Genomic DNA, 17516 nt, shown 5'->3' with positions numbered 1-17516 from the left:
CCCGCCTGTTGTGCGCTGACCGCGAACTCCGATTCCTGAACCGGCCCGTTATCTATGCAATCCAACGTCTCGAATTCAACAGCTGTTGAACCCGATCTTGCCCTGAATGATCTGGGCCCTCTCGCATGGGTGCTCGACGAGCTTCGCAAGTCGCTGGACGGCGCGGCCAAGGCCCTCAAGCGTTTTGTGCGCGACGCGGAAGCCGCGCGTGGGTCCGATCTTGCCGCCCTTGATGCCAGCCAGTTGCGGATCGCTCGCCAGCAGCTGCATCAGGCAGTCGGTGCGCTGGAAATGGTGGGCCTTGCCGGGCCTGCGCTGGTACTGCGCTCAATGGAGGCGGCCGTACAAAAATTTGTGCAGCAACCTGAGCAGTGCAACCAGGATGCAGCAGGAAAAATCGAACGCGCCAGTTACGCCCTGACGGAATATCTTGAAGGCGTGCTGGCCGATAAACCCGTCTCGGCGGTTTCCCTGTTCCCGCAATACCGTGATGTGCAGGAGCTGGTGAAGGCAGACCGTATCCACCCGGCCGACCTGTGGCCGTTTGAATGGCGCTGGCTTGAGGCGGAGCTGACCGAGAAGTCGGAGCCGCGGAATTACGACGACAGCGCGCGTGCAGTGCTGGACCAGTCGGTGCTTCAGCTGATGAAGGGCAAGGCGCCGCAAGCGGCAAAAAACCTGAGAGAACTCAGCCTGGGATTTGCTACGCGGCAGGCTGACCGCCAACCCCGGATTTTCTGGAAGATAGCTGCAGCTTACTTCGAGGCTGTCGCCAACGATCTGCTCGGCTCGGATATCTATGTCCGCCGCGCCGCCTCCCGGATTTTGATGCAGTACGCCTTGCTGGCCAAGGGCGATCCGGCCGTGTCGGAGCGCCTGGCCCAGGACCTGCTCTTTTTCTGTTCCCAGGCAGTTTCTGCACGGGCCAGCGACACCCCGGTTCTCTCGGCGGTGCGTTCAGCCTATGGGCTTAACCGATTCAAGCCCGTGGACTATGAACTGGTTCAGTTCGGGCGTTTTGACCCCGCCTTGCTGGCGCAGGCGCGCAAACGGATTACGTCGGCCAAAGAAACCTGGTCGTCACTTTCCGCCGGGGACGCCAACAAATTCAAAACGGTATCCGACCAGTTCAGCCTGGTGACCGACTCCCTGCTCAAGTTGCACCCGCCCAGCGAGCCGCTGGCGCAAGCTTTGACCCACGCCGTCGAGACCACTGTGCGCTCCGGTCAGGCACCCGGCATTGAGCTGGCCATGGAAGTGGCGACCTCGGTGCTGTACCTTGAAGCTGCCTTTGATGACCTGGATCCCAACGATCCGCAATTGGCGGTGCGAACCGCGAACCTGGCCTCACGTCTTGAAGGCGTCAGGGCAGGTGGTCAGCCTCAGCCACTCGAAGGCTGGATGGAAGAGCTTTACCGCCGCGTCAGCGACAAGCAGACCATGGGCAGCGTGGTCGGTGAGTTGCGCGTGTCCCTGGGCGAACTTGAAAAATCGCTGGACATTTTCTTCCGCAATCCACAAGACAAGGTGGCACTGCAGTCGGTTCCCGGCCAGTTGTCGCAGATGCGCGGCGTGCTGTCGGTGCTGGGGCTTGACCAGGCATCTCATGCCGTCTTGCGCATGCGCGACAGCGTCGAGCAGATGCTGGTCACCGAAATCGATGAACAGATGGCGCGCGCTGCCGGGACCTTCGAGCACCTCGGTAACAACCTGGGCGCCTTGAGTTTCCTGATCGACATGCTGAACTACCAGCCCGCGCTGGCGAAGAAGCTTTTTGTTTATGACGAAGAAAAGGGCGAACTCAAACCCCTGATGGGCCGTGCCCAGAGCGTCTCAACGGAGGCGGCTGCCTCTGTGACCGTCAACAGCGACATGCTGTCCCAGGAAGTTATCTCCGTGGTACAGGATGCCGGCCTTGGCGAGAAAAGCGAAAACCTCACCATCAAGTTGGATGCGCTGGCAACCCACGCCGCGCTTGCCGAACAGCCAACGCTGGCCAAGACGGCGCGCGATGCCTCCGCCGCCGTGTCGGGCAGCAATGCCGATGCAGCCGCCACCGCGCTGACGACCCTGGCCTTTGCCGTGACGCCGGCCTCTGTCGCGGCCGAGAGCCAGGACAATGCGGCCGATTTTGAAGAAGACGATCTGCGTGACATCTTCCTGGAAGAAGCGCGTGAAGTGGTGGGCAACGGCCTCGAGGCTTTGGCCGCGCTGGCCAGCGATCCGGCCGACGTGTCGCAACTCACGGTCCTGCGGCGTGCCTTCCATACGCTCAAGGGCAGCTCACGGATGGTGGGGCTCAACGAATTTGGTGAAGCCGCCTGGTCGCTGGAGCAAATGCTCAACAGCTGGCTGGCCGACCAGAAGACAGCGACTGATGAATTCCGTGCGCTGTCTTCCGAGGCGATGAATGGTTTCGCCGGCTGGATTGCAGACATTGCCGCGAACCAGGACGGCAGCTGGTCGGCGTCGGTTTTCCGCACGAGTGCGGATGCGATGCGGACCGAAAGTCGTTATGTTGCGTTGGACCTTGCCGCCAAACCGGCACCGGTACCTGCAGCGGCGCAGCCTTCTGCTCCTGCCGACGAGCCTGTTGCGGCCGACGCCTTTTCCCTTCCCGACGACCTGGAACTGGACGCCGGCGTTCCCGCCACCGCCAGCGCGGACCTGCCCGCGAGCCCGGCACCGGCAGATGACCTGGACTTTGACCTTGTTTTTGAAGACGCGGCAGCGCCCGCCGCTGTGGCCACCCCGGCTGCGGTGAGCGAGCCCGTCGCCGAGATCGAAGGCATTGACTTTGACAGCCTGTCTGCGATTTCCGGCAGCGTCGATGTTCCTGTAGCCCCGGCGACGGCAGAACAGTCCGTTCCAACAGTTCCGGATGCGGCCGAAGCCATCGAGTTGTCCGACGCCGATTTCGAGAAGCATTTCCACACTGAGCCTGGAAAACTCGAAGAAACGACCGTCGTATTCGATTTCTCGTCTGCCTCGCCGGCTGCGCAGCCGGTAGCCGCAGCGCCCACCTTGCCCGAAACCTTTGAATTCGCCGAGCCTGTGCAACTACTTGAAGAAGCGCCCGTGATTGAAGCTGTGGCTGCCGAGGCGACTGACAGTGTGCTTCCTGCGGATGGTAACGGCGACGAACAGGTCAAGGTTATCGGTTCCCTGCGCATCGGCATCCCGCTGTACAACGTCTATTTGAACGAAGCTGACGAATGGTCGCGCAGGCTGGTGACCGAAGTCGCCGAATGGTCGCTGGAGCGCAATCTGCCCGTGAGCGACTCCACTGTCGCGCTGGCTCACTCTCTTGCCGGCAGCTCCGCCACCGTGGGGTTCGATGCCCTGTCTGAAATGGCTCGCGCCTTTGAGCAGGCGCTGCAGCAATCCAGGGCGCACCACAGCAATGGCGCTGCCAGGTACGGGCAGGTTTTTGTAGATGCGGCAGAAGACATTCGCCGGCTTTTGCACCAGTTTGCCGCCGGTTTCCTCAAGGAGCCGGATGCCGGCATCCTTGACAGCCTGAGAGAGCTTGATTTCTCTGATTCGATTCTGGCTCCCGGCAGCGACTCCGATTTCGATTTCTCCGGTGACGCGGTGGCCGCAGAAGCGGTTGTGGATTCCGTGCTTCCGCCTGAACTGGAGGCTGAACTCCAGCGTCAGGCCCAGTCCGAGGCTGCACCTGCACCTGCCCCCGAGCCTGAAGTCATCAAGGCCGAAGTACCCGAGGCGCCAGCGCCTGTGCGTGCCGCATCCGTGCCACCGCCGGTCGCCGTGGTCGCGCCGCCAGTGCGCCTGGTCACACCGGTAGCAGCGCCGGCCGCTTCACAGTTTGACGACGGTGAAGACGATGAAATCGATGCGGTTGACGCGATTGACCCCGACCTCTTTCCGATCTTCGAAGAAGAGGCAGCCGAACTCATGCCCCAGCTGGGTGGTGCGCTGCGGCAGTGGTCCGCGCGTCCCGACAACCAGGGCGCGCGCATGGAAGTGCTGCGTGCATTGCATACGCTCAAGGGTAGCGCGCGCCTCGCAGGCGCCTTGCGCATGGGTGAAATGGCCCACCGGATTGAATCCGAGATTGAATTTCTCGGCTCCGATGCGGCTGCCTCGCAGGACTTCGACCCTCTGCTGACGCGTTTTGACGCGATGGAAGCCACGTTTGAGGCCTTGCGCCACGCCGACGCGGCCGCGGCTGCCGCACCCGTGGTGCTGGCGCCTATCGCCGCGGCCGAGCCAGCGCCAAAATCCGAGCCCGTACAAGACGCCGCACCTGAGGTGCAGGAAGCCCCCGCACAGGCAGCAGCCACGGGCGCCGAAAGCGGCTCTCGCAAGCTCTCGGTGCCGGCGCCACAGGCCATGGCCATGCAGCCGCTGCGGCAAGCGGCCTCTGCGTCGATCCGTGTGCGCTCGCAGCTGCTTGACCGCATGGTTAACCAGGCTGGTGAGGTCATGATCACGCGTTCCCGCCTGGAGGCTGAACTCAGCCAGCTCCGCGGCTCACTGAACGACATGAGCGGTAACTTGAACCGCTTGCGCCAGCAGCTGCGGGACATCGAGCTGCAGGCTGAAACCCAGATGCAGTCGCGATTGGCCCAGGCCAAAGAAGCCCAGGCAGGGTTTGACCCGCTGGAGTTTGACCGCTTTACCCGCGTGCAGGAATTGACCCGCATGATGGCCGAGTCCGTGAATGACGTGGCAACCGTGCAGCGCACCTTGCAGCGCACGGTGGAAGCCACCGAAGACGACTTGATCGCCCAGGCCCGCCAGACCCGCGAACTGCAGCGTGACCTGCTCCGCACCCGCATGGTGGAGTTTGAAGGTATTTCCGAGCGCCTGTACCGCGTGGTGCGCCAGGCTTCCAAGGAAACCGGCAAGCAGGTCCGGCTGGACTTGCTGGGCGGCACCATGGAGATGGACCGCGGCATGCTGGACCGTATGACGCCCGCCTTCGAGCACTTGCTGCGCAATTGCGTAGCCCACGGCATTGAAAGCACGCAGGTTCGAACCGATGCGGGTAAAGACCCGGTTGGCCTGATCACCATCCATCTTCGCCAGGAAGGTAACGACGTTTCCGTCGACTTCTCCGATGACGGCGCCGGTCTGAACCTCGCTCGCATTCGTGAAAAAGCCATCAGCCTCGGCATGGTGACGGCCGACCAGGCGCTCACCGATCAGGACGCCGCCAACCTGATTTTCATGCCCGGGTTCTCCACGGCTGCGCAGGTGACCGAGCTGGCAGGTCGCGGTATCGGCATGGACGTGGTCCGCTCTGAAGTTAACGCGCTCGGTGGTCGTATCGAAACCTCCACGGTCGCGGGCAAGGGTACCCACTTCAAGCTGGTGCTTCCTCTGACGACGGCTGTGACGCAGGTGGTGATGATTCGCTCGGGCAACCTGTCCGTCGGTGTGCCTGCCAACGTGGTGGAAACCGTCAGGCGCGCTTCGGCCAAAGAGCTGCAGCAGGCCTATAACACCGGCGTGCTTGAGGTTGCCGGTGAATCGATGCCTTTCTTCTGGTCCGGCGCCTTGCTGCAGGCCTCGCACCACAGCACTGAAACGCAGAGCAAGACAACGCCGGTTGTGATCTTCCGAAGCGCCGCGCAGCGCATTGCCCTGCACGTCGATGAAGTTTTGGGTAACCAGGAAGTTGTGGTCAAGAACTTGGGGCCCCAGCTGTCCCGCCTGCCCGGCCTGGCCGGTATGTCGGTGCTGGCTTCAGGTGCGGTTGTGCTGATTTACAACCCGGTGGCGCTGGCTTCCGTATACGGCCAGCAGGCACGTGCCTGGAGTTCGGACCGCGCCGAGCCGCATATGCTCGAAGGGTCTGGCGACGCAGCCGCCGGTACCGCCGGGGTGACCGACGTTGTGGTGAAAGTGCCCGCTGCCAAGCCTGCAACGCCGCAGATTCCGCTGATTCTGGTGGTCGATGACTCCATCACGGTCCGCCGCGTCACGCAGCGCCTGCTTCAGCGTGAAGGCTACCGTGTTTCGCTGGCGGCCGATGGCCTGCAAGCGCTGGAGCGGCTCCAGGAAGAGCGGCCGGCCGTGGTGCTGTCAGACATCGAAATGCCGCGCATGGACGGCTTCGACCTGGCGCGCAACATCCGCGGGGATGTGCGCCTGAACAACCTGCCCATCATCATGATCACGTCCCGCATCGCCGAGAAGCACCGTGAACATGCCAAGGAGCTCGGCGTTGACCACTACCTGGGCAAGCCGTTCTCTGAAGAAGAGTTGATGAGCCTGGTGCGGCACTACTGCGCCGCCGAGACCGCCGCTTCCGCCTGAGGCAAAAAACAGCCCAACCAGGCTGTAGCCCAGGTGGGCTGTGCGCAATCTGCTCCTAAAGCAATAGCAAGGCCTGAGAGTCCCTCTCAGGCCTTTTTCACGACCGCATAGCGCAGCAGCGTCAGCGCTCGCGCCTCGTCGTGCTGCACGATGGGCAGTGGGTAGTTTTTGCCCAGCACCACGCCCGCGCCGGCCAGCTCCAGCGGTTTCGCCAGCCAGGGGCTGTGCAGCGCCTTGTTGGGTAGCTGCGCCAATACCGGCACGTATTTGCGGATGAACTTTCCGTCAGCATCAAACTTCTCGCTCTGGCTCACCGGGTTGAAGATGCGGAAATACGGCTGCGCATCACAACCGGTGCTCGCCGCCCACTGCCAGCCGCCGTTGTTGGCCGACAGGTCAAAGTCATTGAGCTTTTCGGCGAAATAACGTTCACCCCAGCGCCAGTCGATACCCAGGTCCTTCACCAGAAAACTGGCGGTCACCATGCGCAGGCGGTTGTGCATATAACCCGTCTGGTTGATCTGCGCCATGGCCGCATCCACCAGTGGGTAGCCCGTGCGGCCATCACACCAGGCCTGAAACAGCGCTTGGGCTTTCTCGCCGCTTTCCCACTCAATCGCGTCATAGTCCGGCTTGAACGCACTGCCGACGGCATGCGGGAAGTTGGCCAGAATCTGCGCATAAAAATCCCGCCAGATCAGCTCGCTGAGCCAGGTGGCTGCACCCTCATTTTGGGAGGGCTGCCGGAAGGCCACCGAAGCCATCTGCCGTATCGACACCGTGCCGAACCGGAGGTGTACGCCCAGGTAACTCGGGCCTTTGACGGCCGGAAAGTCCCGTGCCTCTTTGTAGTGCGTCATGCGGCCGATGAAGTCCTCAAAAAGCTGGGCGCCGCCTTCGCTGCCCATTGGAATCTTCAGCGACGACAGGTTGCTGGCCTCAAATCCCAGTTCGTTCAGCGACGGGACAGGGCGCCGGCTGGCCGAAACGGTTGCCAGGGCCGCAGCATATTTTTCAACGGGATAGGGCTTGAGGTAAAAGTCGTCCACCTTATTCAGCCAGGCATTTTTGTAGGGCGTGAACACGGTGTAGGGCTTGCCCGCCAGGGTCAGCACCTCCTGGCGCTCAAAGATGACGTGATCCTTGAAGCTGTGAAAAGCCTTGCCCCCGGCTTCGAGCGCGGCCTGCACCGCGGCGTCGCGTGCCAGTGACTGGGGCTCGTCATCGTGATTGGTAAAGACGGCATTTGCGCCCAGTTCCGCCGCCAGCCGCACCACCGCCTCCACGGCGCCGTGATGCGCCGTCAGCAGGCAGGCGCCGGGCTTGCCGGCCGCAGCGCTCATCTGCTGGAGCTGCCCATCCAGGCTCAGCACCGATTCCCGGATGAACTCCACCCGGCGGTCGACCCGGGGCAGGCTGTCCAGAATATCCCGGTCAAAAACAAAGGCGCAATACACCTGCTTACAAGACTTCAGCGCGTGGTACAGCGCCGCATTGTCCTGAACCCGCAGGTCGCGCCGGAACCACATCAACCCGGTCTCATACTTCTTTTGCATCGGACCATGGTACCGAAAAGCGGCTCTGCGGCCTTTCAAACCCTGCGGATAGGCAGGTTGCCGGGCAGTGCGGCTATCCCGCGCCGCGCCGTCCGGCGTAAAATCCTCCCATGGCCACGGATTCCGCATCGATCAACCTCACGCATCACTTCCTCATCGCCATGCCCGGGATGGATGACGAAGCTTTTGCCAAAAGCGTGGTCTATATGTGCGAACACAGCGACAGGGGCGCCCTGGGCCTGATCATCAACAAGCCCAGCGACATCAACCTGAAGAACCTCTTCGACAAGGTCGAGTTGCCGCTGCGACGCGACGACCTCTCGCAAGCCCTCGTGTTCCAGGGCGGCCCGGTTCAGACCGAGCGGGGTTTTGTGCTCCACGAATCCATGATGCCCGGCAACGAATCGGTCTATGCCTCGACCATGACCATTCCCGGCGGCCTGGAGATGACCACCTCCAAAGACGTGCTGGAAGCGCTCTCCACCGGCGCCGGCCCGCGCAAGGTGTTTGTCTCGCTCGGCTACTCGGCCTGGGGCGAAGGCCAGCTTGAATCCGAAATCTCCGACAACAGCTGGCTCACCGTCGCCGCCGACGTGGACGTGATTTTCGACACGCCGGTCGAGCAGCGCTACGACAAGGCCCTCATGTTGCTGGGCCTGCAAAGCTGGATGCTTTCACCCGAGGCCGGCCACGCATGAGCCTTGCGGCCATGCCTTCCATCCGGCCCGCTGGCCTTAATACTTTTCTTGCTTTTGACTTCGGTCTCAAGCGCACAGGCGTTGCCACCGGCAACGTCCTCACCCGCACCGCCACACCCCAGCCCACCATTGCCGCTGAAGGCAGTGACGCGCGCCTCAAAGCCGTCGAAGCGCGCATTAAGGAGTGGCAGCCCGACGCTTTGGTCGTCGGCGTGCCCTTTCACCCCGACGGCGCAAGCCACGACAATACCGTGCGGGCGCAAAAGTTTGCCCGCCAGCTTCGCGGGCGCTTCGGCCTTCAGGTCTTTGAGGTGGATGAGCGCTACAGCACCACCGAGGCGCTCGCCGGCGGCGCGCTTGACGCCGACGCGGCGTCGGCCTGCATCATCCTCGAGCAGTTTTTAAGGAGTTTTCCATGAGCAGTCTGATCCTGGACGCCGAGGCGCTGTACAGCGACCTGTTGCGCGGCATGCGCCAGCAACTGGCGTCCTACCCCCTGCCGCCCAAGCTGGTCGGTGTGGCCTCCGGCGGCGCCTGGCTGGCGCAGCGCCTGCAAAAAGACTTGGGCCTGGAAGGCGAGGCCGGTGTGCTGTCCTCCTCCATGCACCGCGACGACTTCTCGCAGCGCGGCCTGGCCTCCAGCGGCCAGACTCTGCTGCCCTTTGATGTGAACGGCGCGCACCTGGTCGTGGTCGACGATGTGCTCTACACCGGCCGCACCATCCGTGCAGTGCTCAATGAGCTGTTTGACTACGGCCGTCCCGCCAGCGTCAAGCTGGTCGTGCTGGTAGACCGCGGCGGGCGCGAGTTGCCGGTGCAGCCCGACCTGGCTGTGGCGCGCGTGGCCTTGCCCGCCTCACAGTCGCTGGAGCTGGCTCGTGCGGAAGACGGCAAATTCAGCTTCCAGGTTCAGGGCTGAACGCACCGTCAAACCATACTCAAAAAATCAAGAGACCCCAAGGAGTCCATCACATGCTGTACCGACGAAATCCGCAACTCAACAAAAACGGCGAGCTGATCCACCTGCTGTCGATCGAAGGCCTGCCCAAAGCCACTCTGACGCAGATCCTCGACACCGCCGCCAACTTCGTCAGCGTCAACAACCGCGAAGTCAAAAAAGTCCCGCTGCTGCGCGGCAAGAGCGTTTTCAACCTCTTCTTTGAAAACTCCACCCGAACCCGAACCACTTTTGAGATCGCCGCCACGCGGCTGTCGGCCGACGTTATCAACCTGGACATCGCGCGCTCCTCGGCCTCCAAGGGCGAGTCGCTGCTCGACACCATCGCCAACCTGAGCGCCATGGCCGCTGACCTCTTTGTCGTGCGCCACAGCGAATCGGGCGCGCCCTACCTGATCGCCCAGCACGTCGCGCCGCACGTGCACGTGATTAACGCCGGCGACGGCCGTCATGCGCACCCCACGCAAGGCCTGCTCGACATGTACACCATCCGGCACTACAAGAAGGACTTCAGCAAACTCACCGTCGCCATCGTCGGCGACGTGCTGCACTCGCGCGTGGCGCGCTCCGACATCCATGCGCTCACCACGCTGGGTTGCCCCGAAGTGCGTGTGGTCGGCCCCAAAACCCTGGTGCCCGCCGACATGGCGCAGATGGGCGTGCGGGTCTGCAACACGCTCGAAGAGGGCATCAAGGGCGCCGATGTGATCATCATGCTCAGGCTGCAAAACGAGCGCATGTCCGGCGCGCTGCTGCCCAGCAGCCAGGAATTTTTCAAGAGCTTTGGCCTCACCACCGAAAAGCTGCAACTGGCCAAACCCGACGCCATCGTCATGCACCCGGGCCCCATCAACCGCGGCGTGGAGATCGACTCCGCCGTGGTTGACGGCACGCAGAGCGTGATCCTTCCGCAGGTCACCTTCGGCATCGCCGTCCGCATGGCGGTGATGAGCATAGTCGCCGGAAACGAAGCCTGAACGCGGAGAAAAAAGAATGAAGATACTCATCAAAAATGGCCGCGTCATTGACCCGGGCTCCAGGTTCGACGAAGTTTGCGACGTGGCGATCGCCGCTGGCCGCATCGTCTCGCTCAAAAGCACGCCTGCCGATTTCGCACCCAACAAAACCATCGACGCCACCGGCTGCATCGTCGCGCCCGGCCTGATCGATCTGTCGGCCCGTCTGCGCGAGCCCGGGCATGAGCACGAAGGCATGCTCGAAAGCGAATTGGCTGCGGCCGTCGCCGGCGGTGTCACCAGCCTGGTCTGCCCGCCCGACACCGACCCGGTGCTCGACGAGCCCGGCCTCGTCGAGATGCTCAAGTTCCGCGCTGAGAAACTGCACCAGTCGCGCGTGTTCCCGCTGGGCGCGCTCACGCGGGCGCTCAAGGGCGAGACGCTGACCGAGATGGTCGAGTTGACCGAAGCCGGCTGTGTGGGCTTCAGCCAGGCCGAGGTGCCACTGGCCAACACACAAGTCATGATGCGTGCCCTGCAATACGCCTCCACCTTCGGTTACACCGTCTGGCTGCGCCCGCAAGAGATGTATTTGGGCAGCGGCGTCGCCGCCAGCGGCGCGCTGGCCACGCGCCTGGGCCTGAGCGGTGTCTCCGTCGCCGCCGAAACCATCGCGCTGCACACCATCTTTGAACTGGTGCGTGCCACCGGCGCGCGCGTTCATCTTTGCCGCATCAGCAGCGCCGCGGGCGTGGCACTGGTCGCCAAGGCAAAAGCCGAGGGCCTGGCCGTGACCTGCGATGTCAGCATCAACAGCCTGCACCTCACCGACGTGGACATCGGCTACTTCGACAGCCGCATGCGGCTGGACCCGCCGCTGCGCCAGCAGCGCGACCGCGACGCCATCCGCCAGGGCCTGGCCGACGGCACCATCGACGCGCTGGTGTCAGACCACACGCCCGTCGACGAGGACGCCAAGACCTTGCCCTTTGCCGAAGCCGAGCCGGGCGCCACCGGGCTCGAACTGCTGCTGGGCCTGGCCTGCAAATGGGGTGCCGACAGCGAAGCCGGTTTGCAGCGCGCGCTGGCCGTGCTTACCAGTGAGCCCGCACGGGTGCTGGGCAATTCGCTCGGCACGCTGCAAGCGAGCGCGGGTCAGCTCGTCAAGGGCGGCGTGGCCGACATCTGCGTGTTCGACCCGGCCGGCGAATGGACCGTCGAGCCCACCGCCTTGCGCAGCCAGGGTAAACACACGCCGTTCTCGGGCCACCAGATGCCTGCGCGCGTGCGCTGGACCATCGTGGGTGGGCAGCTTGCCTATGAAGCGCCTGAAGCCTCGCACTGACGTGCGCGTTGTGGGATGAGATGCGTATGAGGTGGCTTCGTTTCTGCTGGACCCTGCTGCGTGCCGTTGTGCACGCGGTGCAGGGCTTCTGGACTATCAAGACGGTTTTCCCCAGCCTGCCCCAGGCTGAGCAAGAGGCGCGCGTGCAGGTGTGGGCCGAGGCCATGTTGCGCATCGTCGGCATTGAGCTGGTGGTCAACGGCACACGCCCTCCCGCCGGCCCGATACTGCTGGTAGCCAACCATATTTCGTGGCTCGACATCCTGGTGATGCACGCCGCGCGCCATTGCCGTTTTGTCTCCAAGGCCGACGTGAGAAGCTGGCCTTTTGTGCGCACGCTGGCCGATGGCGCCGGCACGCTGTATATCGAGCGCGAGTCACGCCGCGACGCCCACCGCGTCGTCACGCAAATGGCCGACAGCCTTCGTGCGGGTGACATCCTGGCCGTGTTTCCTGAAGGCACGACGGGCGACGGCATCACCCTCAAACACTTTCACGCCAACCTGATCCAGGCAGCGATTGAGGCGTCTGTGCCGGTGCAGCCGGTGGCACTGAAGTTCATTGACGCCGCCAGCGGCGAAACCAGCTTCGCCCCCAGCTATGTCGACGACGAAACCCTGGTCGGCTCAATCTGGCGCACCCTGACCGCACCGCCGCTCAAGGCGGTCGTTAGCTATGGCGAGCCGCAGGCGCCGCAAGGCCAGACACGGCGGGTGTGGGCGGAAACACTGCGGGAAGATATTGAGCGCCTGAGGCAGACGCAGGGACGCTGAAAGCTCAGGCCGGTGTCGTAGCCGGCGCCATATCGGCTTCGCGTGGGAAGGTCACCACATGGTCGACTTCAGCGCGAATCCCAATCCACTCGCCCAGCGCATGGTTGTGGTGTGACGGCACATGCGCCAGCACCGTTTCACCCGTCTGCAGCTTGAGCGTGTACAAAAACTCCGAGCCGCGAAATGCCTTGCGCACGATTTGCGCCTTCACCGGCGCGTTGTCGTCATGCACGATGTCGTCGGCGCGCAGCAGCACATCGCACAAGCCGCCGGCGTACGCGCCGGGCAGGGGGCATTCAAGCATGTCGGTGAGGTCGCCGAGGGCGGTGTGCACCACCACGTCGTCGCCGCGCTGCTCGATATGCGCCGGCGTAAACACGCCATGGCCGATGAAGTCCGCCACAAAGCGCGTGGCAGGGCGGTGGTAGAGCGCGTAGGCCTCATCCCACTGATGCAACTTGCCTTGGTGCATCACGCCGATGCGGTCGCCGATGGCAAAGGCTTCCAGCTGGTCGTGCGTGACAAACAGCGCCGTCGCGCCAGCCGCCTTCAGGATGCCGCGCACCTCGTGGGCCAGGCGCTCCCGCAGGTCCACGTCCAGGTTGGAAAAAGGTTCGTCCAGCAGCAGCAGGCGCGGCTGCGGCGCCAGCGCGCGCGCCAGTGCCACACGTTGCTGCTGGCCGCCTGAAAGCTCATGCGGAAAGCGTTTGTGCACATTGCCCAGGCCAACCAGCTCCAGCACTTCACTGACGCGCTGGTCGCGCTGGGCCGGCGTCAGATGGGTGAGGCCGAAGGCGACGTTGTGCGCCGCATCAAGGTGCGGAAACAGTGCGTAGTCCTGAAACACCATGCCGATGCGGCGTGATTCGGCGGGTACATGCAAATTGCTGCTGCTCACGACATCCTGCGCCAGCGTGATGCTGCCGGTGTTGGCCCGCTCCAGGCCGGCGACGGCGCGCAGCAAGGTGGTTTTACCGCAGCCCGAGGGCCCGATCAGGACGCCGATTTCCCCTGCCTGGAGGCTGAACGACACGTCGTCCACGGCAGGCTTGGTGCGGCCGGCGTAGTGCACGCCCAGCTGGGAGATATCCAGAAACATGGGTTCGATTGTAGGGCCGTAGATGCTTACAATTCTCATTTGCAGTGACTGACTGCAGACCATGGCGAACGCAGGCGGGGGCAAACCCCTTCCCGCGAGAGGCCTTTTTGCTGAGGCTCCATGTTTCGCCGATTTTTTCCTCCTGCTCTGCTGTTTGTGTTGGTCGGCCTGCTGACGCTGCCGGTGCTGGCCGTGGCCTTGTCCTGGTTGCAGTTCAACAGCGAGGCGCAGTCCATCCTTCTGCAGATGCTGCAGACCGTGTTGCCCGACTACACACGCACGTCCTTGCTGTTGTGCCTGTGCGTGGCCTTTGGCGTGACGGTGGTGGGCATGGCCACGGCCAGCGCCGTCACCTTGTTTGACTTTCCGGGGCGCCGGGTGTTTGAGTGGGCCTTGCTGCTGCCGCTGGCCATGCCGGCCTATGTGCTGGCCTATGCATACACCGACTTCCTGCAATACGCCGGCCCGTTGCAGACCTGGCTGCGCGCCAGCTTCGGCTTGCAGGGCCGGTTGCTGCCCGAGGTGCGCAGCCTGGGCGGCGCGGTGCTGGTGTTCACCGTCGCGCTCTATCCTTATGTGTACCTGCTGGCACGCACGGCTTTGTCAGAACGCGCCGTGCACCTGATGGAAGCCGCGCGCCTGCTGGGCGCGCCGCTGTCGCGCCGCATTCGGGGTGTGGCGCTGCCATTGGCGCGGCCCGCAGTGGCAGCGGGCGTGGCGCTGGCCCTGATGGAAACGCTGGCCGACTTCGGCGTCTCCAGCTACTTCGGCATCCAGACTTTCACCGCCGGCATCTACAAGGCGTGGCTGTCCATGGACAACCGCATCGCCGCCGCGCAGCTCGCCACCGTGCTGCTCTTTTTCGTCGCGCTGCTGCTGTGGATAGAGCACAGCGCGCAAAAGCGCATGCGCTTTGCCACCGGCCGCGGCGCGCGTGCCGGCGCGCAGGACGCCGCGCCTGTGCAATTGCGCGGCCTGCGCGCCGTGGCGGCCTGGCTGGTGTGTGCCGTGCCCATCGCGCTCGGCTTTGTGCTGCCGGTGCTCTTTATGCTGCGCCCGCTGGTGCTGGGCTGGGATAACCTGCTCTGGGACAAATTCCTCAGCTGGACGCTCAGCAGCATCGGCCTGGCGGGCTTGAGCGCGTTGCTGGCCACCGCGCTCGCTGTCGGCCTGGCCTTTGCCGTGCGCCGCCAGCCGGGCTGGCTCACCCGCGCAGCTGTGCAATTGGCGGGCCTGGGCTACGCGGTGCCCGGCGCGGTGATCGTGGTGGGACTCTTGCTGCCCGTCGGCTGGCTGCAGGCCGCCGCACCGCAGACCAGCGCGGGTTACTGGGTTACCGCCACCATCCTCGGCGTGGTCTGGGCCTACCTGGTGCGCTTCAGCGCCGTGGCGCTGCAAAGCCTGCAAAGCGGCTACTCGCGCATTCCGGCCAGCTTTGATGACAGCGCACGCATGCTGGGCACCGGCGGCTTCGGCATCCTCAGCCGTGTGCACTGGCCGCTGCTCAAGCGCTCAGTCGCCGCGGCCGGCCTGCTGGTGTTTGTCGATGTGATGAAGGAACTGCCCGCCACGCTGGTCTTGCGGCCCTTTAACAGCGACACGCTGGCCGTCATCACCTACCAGCTCGCGCGAGATGAGCGGCTGGGTGAAGCCGCCTTGCCCGCGTTGGCGCTGGTGTTGGTGGGCTTGTTACCCGTCGCGCTGCTCAGCCGCACGTTGCGATCAAAGTAGCGCAACGAACTTCTGCCATCAGGCCTTGGCCTTGATGTAGCGGTACTCCTGCGTCAGGCCGCCAAAGCCGTAGGCCTCGGCGCGCACGTCGTGCACATAGATATAACTTTCTTCGTGCACATTGCCCAGCAGCTTGCTGAAGGCCGCAAAGGACTCGGCCACGTACTGCGCCTTTTCATCTTTGGTGTTGGTGCCGTCCACCACCTTGATGTCGAAATAAAAACTGTTTTTGCCCTGGCTGGCCAGCGTGCTGCCGCCGACGATCCAGTGCTCGGGCGGCACAAAGTCGATCGCGATCGCGGTGAGCTCGCGCTTTTTGCGCAAGATGCGGGTGGTCAGCTCCAGCAGGGTTTCGGCGATGTTGTGGGTCAGCTCGGCGCTGGCGGGTTGGCTGACTTTGACGTTGAGGATAGGCATGAGATTTCTCCAGTAGTGATGAAGGGTCGGATGAAAATATAGTTAGCTATGCAACTATATGGGTAAAAAAAGGACAAATGAAAGTGGAAAAGTGGTTCATTTCAGGGCGGAAGACACGCTCCTGACGCGGGCTACGGTCTCATCGAAGTTCTCCTTTCCGATCTGTTGCTGAATGCGGCGCGTAACGTCACCGCTGGCTTTGTTGATACCGGCATGCATCGCCTCGGCTTCAGCCGTGGGGAAGACGGCCCAGTGCCGGCCGTCGGATTCCAGGCTGCGGCGCTCCACCAGGCCCAGGGCCTGCAGGCCGTCCAGCAGCCGCGTCGCAGTGGGGCGCGAGATCGTCAGTTCGTCGGCGATCTCGTGCTGCGGCATGCCGGGCTGCTTGAGCACCAGGCGCAGCATGAAGCCCTGTGAGGGCGTGACGCCAAAGGGTTTGAAAGCCTGCGTCCACTCTTTGTCGACCAGGCGGGCCAGCGCGGTGGTATTGAAATAGAGGCAGTGATCAAACATGGAAGCCATCGTAGCAGAAATTAATTAGCTATGCAACTAGTTGAGTGAACCCGGAATAGACCCCCACGCAACCGTTACAGATTGCCGATGTTTTTACGCGATGCCGCTCTCCCGCCGGGCGCCGCAAGGGCTGTAAGCATGTGCCTACGCCCATCGAATACAGGGGCCTACGGTAGGCGCCAGAGATCGAACGTAAGGTGCATTCATGCCGCCCCGGTGTTACGCACCGCGGGCAAGTCCATCAACCATTTCTGGAGAACACCATGAACAAAGACCGCATGGAAGGCAATTGGCGCCAGCTCAAGGGCAAGGTCAAAGAGCAGTGGGGCAAGCTCACCGACGATGACCTTGATGTGATCGCCGGCAAGCGCGACCAGCTGCTGGGCCGCATTCAGGAGCGCCACGGCCTCAGCAAGGAAGAAGCTGAAAAGCAGGTTGTGGCCTGGAAAGACCGCAACCCGACGGACTTCTTTGAGCGTTCCTGAACGCCGGACAAGCCATCCACCCATTCATTATCACTCCAACTCCAACTCCAACTCCAACTCCAACTCACCCAAAGGAACACCCATGAAAACCAAACTCCTGATGCTCACCGCCGTGATGTCCTGTGCTTTTGCCGGTCAGGCCATGGCTCTTACCAAAGAAGAGTACAAAGCCCAGGGCGACCGCATCTCGGCCGACTACAAGGCCGGCCGCGACAAGTGCGCCACGCTGAAAGACAACGCCAAGGACATTTGCGTGTCCGAAGCCAAGGGCGCTGAAAAAGTCGCCAAGGCTGAGCTGGAAGCCCAGTACAAGCCCAGCCCAAGCCACACCGAAAAAGTGGCCCTGGCCAAGGCCGACGCTGCCTATGACGTAGCCAAGGAAAAGTGCGACGACCAGGCCGGCAATGCCAAGGACGTCTGCATCAAGGACGCCAAGGCCGTGCACGTGAAAGCCAAGGAAGACGCCAAGGTCGCCAAGACCGCGGCCGACACCAGCAAGAACAAGACCGAAAAAGTGGCCGAAGCCAAGAAAGACGCCAACGCCGAAAAGCGTGAAGCCGACTACAAGGCCGCCAAAGAGCGTTGCGACGCTCTCACCGGCGCCGCCAAGGATGGTTGCCAGAACGACGCCAAGGCCAAGTTCGGCATGAAGTAAGCAGCGCAAGCTGTAGCCTGCGGCGCTCGCACGGTCCCACAA

The 17516-nt window shown here is 63.2% G+C and carries 14 protein-coding genes; 10 read left to right on the top strand and 4 right to left on the bottom strand.

Translation table 11 applies throughout. The annotated features are described in order from the left end of the window. Positions 1–54 precede the first annotated feature (54 nt). Positions 55–6288, top strand: coding sequence for a hybrid sensor histidine kinase/response regulator (locus BM408_RS18880; protein ID WP_092131847.1), 6234 nt, complete (start codon positions 55–57; stop codon positions 6286–6288). An 86-nt stretch (positions 6289–6374) separates the two neighbouring features. On the opposite strand, the gene BM408_RS18875 is transcribed toward BM408_RS18880, so the two are convergent. Continuing rightward, complete coding sequence (locus BM408_RS18875) at positions 6375–7844, bottom strand: cryptochrome/photolyase family protein (RefSeq protein ID WP_092131845.1); 1470 nt, start codon at positions 7842–7844, stop codon at positions 6375–6377. A gap of 110 nt (positions 7845–7954) precedes the next feature. On the opposite strand from BM408_RS18875, the gene BM408_RS18870 reads away from it, so the two are divergent. From BM408_RS18870 to BM408_RS18845, 6 genes are read left to right on the top strand one after another with little or no spacing between them, the layout of a single operon-like run. Beyond that, a complete protein-coding gene (locus BM408_RS18870) occupies positions 7955–8542 on the top strand; it encodes a YqgE/AlgH family protein (RefSeq protein ID WP_092131844.1) in 588 nt (195 codons plus the stop codon). Further along, entirely contained in the window at positions 8539–8961 is a 423-nt protein-coding gene (ruvX, locus tag BM408_RS18865) for a Holliday junction resolvase RuvX (RefSeq protein ID WP_092131842.1), read from the top strand. The genes BM408_RS18870 and ruvX overlap by 4 nt, the downstream gene beginning before the upstream one ends. Further along, positions 8958–9461: a bifunctional pyr operon transcriptional regulator/uracil phosphoribosyltransferase PyrR gene (gene pyrR / locus BM408_RS18860; protein ID WP_092131841.1), complete on the top strand. Its 504-nt coding sequence runs from the start codon at positions 8958–8960 to the stop codon at positions 9459–9461. Before ruvX ends, pyrR begins: the two co-directional genes overlap by 4 nt. A 53-nt stretch (positions 9462–9514) precedes the next feature. Beyond that, complete coding sequence (locus BM408_RS18855) at positions 9515–10477, top strand: aspartate carbamoyltransferase catalytic subunit (protein WP_092131839.1); 963 nt, start codon at positions 9515–9517, stop codon at positions 10475–10477. A 16-nt stretch (positions 10478–10493) separates the two neighbouring features. Continuing rightward, positions 10494–11801: a dihydroorotase gene (locus tag BM408_RS18850; RefSeq protein ID WP_092131838.1), complete on the top strand. Its 1308-nt coding sequence runs from the start codon at positions 10494–10496 to the stop codon at positions 11799–11801. 26 nt (positions 11802–11827) lie between these two features. After that, on the top strand, positions 11828–12574 hold the full coding sequence (locus BM408_RS18845) for a lysophospholipid acyltransferase family protein (RefSeq protein ID WP_092131836.1): 747 nt from the start codon (positions 11828–11830) through the stop codon (positions 12572–12574). 4 nt (positions 12575–12578) lie between these two features. On the opposite strand, the gene BM408_RS18840 is transcribed toward BM408_RS18845, so the two are convergent. After that, positions 12579–13673, bottom strand: a complete 1095-nt coding sequence (locus BM408_RS18840; RefSeq protein ID WP_092131835.1) for an ABC transporter ATP-binding protein — start codon at positions 13671–13673, stop codon at positions 12579–12581. Positions 13674–13793: 120 nt separating this feature from the next. On the opposite strand from BM408_RS18840, the gene BM408_RS18835 reads away from it, so the two are divergent. Beyond that, a complete protein-coding gene (locus BM408_RS18835; RefSeq protein WP_092131833.1) occupies positions 13794–15404 on the top strand; it encodes an ABC transporter permease in 1611 nt (536 codons plus the stop codon). Between the two features lie 18 nt (positions 15405–15422). Here the strand turns inward: BM408_RS18835 and BM408_RS18830 are convergent, their stop codons facing one another. Beyond that, on the bottom strand, positions 15423–15821 hold the full coding sequence (locus BM408_RS18830; protein WP_092131832.1) for a tautomerase family protein: 399 nt from the start codon (positions 15819–15821) through the stop codon (positions 15423–15425). 96 nt (positions 15822–15917) lie between these two features. Beyond that, positions 15918–16334, bottom strand: coding sequence for a MarR family winged helix-turn-helix transcriptional regulator (locus tag BM408_RS18825; protein WP_092132042.1), 417 nt, complete (start codon positions 16332–16334; stop codon positions 15918–15920). Between the two features lie 263 nt (positions 16335–16597). On the opposite strand from BM408_RS18825, the gene BM408_RS18820 reads away from it, so the two are divergent. Together BM408_RS18820 and BM408_RS18815 are read left to right on the top strand one after the other, a co-directional pair. Then, complete coding sequence (locus tag BM408_RS18820) at positions 16598–16819, top strand: CsbD family protein (RefSeq protein WP_092131830.1); 222 nt, start codon at positions 16598–16600, stop codon at positions 16817–16819. A gap of 82 nt (positions 16820–16901) precedes the next feature. After that, a complete protein-coding gene (locus tag BM408_RS18815; RefSeq protein ID WP_092131828.1) occupies positions 16902–17474 on the top strand; it encodes a hypothetical protein in 573 nt (190 codons plus the stop codon). Positions 17475–17516: the final 42 nt, after the last annotated feature.

This window comes from Polaromonas sp. YR568 (genome assembly GCF_900116715.1).
GTDB lineage: Bacteria > Pseudomonadota > Gammaproteobacteria > Burkholderiales > Burkholderiaceae_C > Polaromonas.
Note: the sequence above shows the minus strand (reverse complement) of the source record. Positions and strands in the feature narration are given on the sequence as shown.